The sequence below is a fragment of the Saccharothrix stipae genome (assembly GCF_054781895.1).
Genome location: NZ_BAAGTN010000026.1, coordinates 1 through 2264 on the forward strand (window position 1 = coordinate 1; position 2264 = coordinate 2264).

The window sequence follows — 2264 nt, forward strand, 5'->3', positions numbered from 1 at the left end:
GAGGTCGGTGATCGGGGCGCTGGATGGGACGGGGCAGCAGAAGAAGGGCGAGTCCACCGCGGGTGTCAAACGTCAGCATATGGGCTGCGCGGGTCGGGTGGAGAACGGGATCAACACGGTGCACCTGTCGTATGTGCGCGAAGGTGTCGGGCATGCGTTGATCGGGTTCCGGCAGTGGATCCCCGGCGAGCACATCAGCGATCCGGTGGCGTCGCTGCGCATGGGCCTGCCGCCCGATCTGCGGTTCCGCACCAAGGGGCAGCTGGCTGTCGACATCTGCACCACGACGGCCGGTGACGGGTTCCGACCGGATTTCTACTGCGGGGACGAGGTTTACGGCAACTGCACCGAGTTGCGGACCCACTTCGAGGCCGACGCGCAGGCATACGTGTTGCGGGTGGCGAAGAACCTCCGGATCACGCTGCCCAGCGGCATGGTGCTGTCCTGCGAAATGCTTCGGCCTGGACCAGTCCCAGGTCCGGCTCTGCACCGCGATCGCCCGGCACACCGTGCTCGCCTGCGCCGCCCTCGCTGTCTGCGCCGTCACCGCCGCGTTGCTGCGCGACCACACCGACAGCCAGGCCTCCGAACCCCTGCACCCGGACCAGCCCCCGCCCGCCGATACCGGTCTGATCCCGCTCACCATCCCCGAGATCAAACACCTGATCGCCGAGGCCACCGCCACACCACGACCACCCGGACACACAACCCACTGGGTGAACTGGCGACGCACACACCAAGCACGATCACGCTGGTTCCACAAACGCACCGGACTCGCCCGCACCATCGAGATCACCCGGGTCAGCTACGTAGCGAATGGCGGCGGGTCCATCCCATGGCGGCTGCCGTACCTGGGTGCGCCTCACCGTGGTGGTGAGTCGCGCACCAGTGAAGGCCCGGACCGTTGCCCGGTGGTACCGCGCGTGTCGCCGGTTCGTCAAACACCGCGCACAGCGGATTCGCAGCGAATTCGCGGCTGTCCCGGTGAGACTGCCGCCGTGCTGGACGCCACGATCTGTGTGATCGGCCTCGGGCCGGGAGGGCTGTCCGTCGTGGAGCGGGTATGCGCCGACGCGATCGCGGACGGCACCCGCGTCCGGGTGCACGTGGTCGACCCGCACCTGCACGCCGGCGGGGTGTGGCCCACCGGTCAGCCTGGGGTGCTGATGAACACGGTCGCCTCGCAGGTGAGGGCTGACCTCCGGCTCGTGGCCGACTTGATCACCCAGCTGCGCCTCGATCAGCGTCCTCATCCACACTGTGAACCAGTACGTCCTGAACCCGTTCGGTCCGTCGAACCCGAGGAACCATGCGAGTGAGACAACGCGTCTGCACGCTTCTGGCACTCGCTGCACTGCTCACCCTCGCGACGAGCTGTGCGGCTGGAAGTGGACAGGGGTGCCGGGAGGTGTCGATCGCGGTCGCGGACGTCGCGACCGTCAGTCCGGCGGATCCGGTCGAGCTGACCGCCACGATCCTGGTCGACGGCGCCCCTGTCCCCGGTGCCGACGTGGCGTTCTACGTCCATCACGGTAGCGAGGGGGGCAGAGTCACCGCGAACGCGGAGACGGACGCGGAGGGGGTCGCGACAGTGGTGTATGCCGGGTCCGACGACCTGCCGGCGTTCAGCGACCAGACTGTCAGCGGCTACAGCGCCGCGCTCGTGAGCAGCGAGGGGACGTACTGCCGGTCCCGGAGCGAGATCGCGAGCCTCGACGTGCCGTGCGCCGGGTTCGCCTGCGACGGCCAGTGAGCCCACGGAAGCTTCCCGCAGGCCTCAGGAGCGTCGCACTGTCCCGGACGGCGTATCGCTACGGCCGGCATCTGAGCACGTCGACGAGCTGGGCGATGCGCTGCGTGGTGCACGTGTGCGGGCCGGGCATGCGAGTGAAGCCCGCGCCGGACGGGTTCGTCGGCGGCTCCGAGGAGATCCCCGGCGCCGAGTTCGTCACGCAGACCCCCGTCGAGGCGCGCCTGCCGGTGACCGACATCCGCGCCACCACCGACCCGCTGGTCCTCGGTCTGCCCGACGAGAACGGGTCGTGCATCACCCACCGGATCCCCGACGCGGAGTCGGGTGGCCTCGTCTCCGGTGGGCTCGCCGTCACCGGAAAGCCGTACCGTCTGATCGACGCGACCGGACGGGCACACCCGAGGCGGTTCGCGTTCGGCGTGCCGACCGAACCGGTGCACTGGGGCACCGCGCGGTGGACTCGCCCTTCTTCTGCTGCCCCGTCCCATCCAGCGCCCCGATCACCGACCTC

The 2264-nt window shown here is 69.3% G+C and carries 2 protein-coding genes and 2 pseudogenes; all 4 read left to right on the forward strand.

Annotated elements, in window-relative coordinates; all coding sequences use genetic code 11:
* Positions 1–7 precede the first annotated feature (7 nt).
* Positions 8–430, forward strand: a pseudogene (locus ACYVLT_RS37460) (transposase); the annotation flags it as partial.
* A gap of 124 nt (positions 431–554) precedes the next feature.
* Positions 555–1319 (forward strand): FAD/NAD(P)-binding protein, encoded by a 765-nt coding sequence (locus ACYVLT_RS37465; protein WP_461124903.1) that lies wholly within the window; start codon positions 555–557, stop codon positions 1317–1319.
* An 89-nt stretch (positions 1320–1408) separates the two neighbouring features.
* Positions 1409–1753, forward strand: a complete 345-nt coding sequence (locus ACYVLT_RS37470; RefSeq protein ID WP_461124904.1) for a hypothetical protein — start codon at positions 1409–1411, stop codon at positions 1751–1753.
* A gap of 95 nt (positions 1754–1848) precedes the next feature.
* Positions 1849–2264: pseudogene (locus ACYVLT_RS37475) on the forward strand (hypothetical protein); the annotation flags it as partial.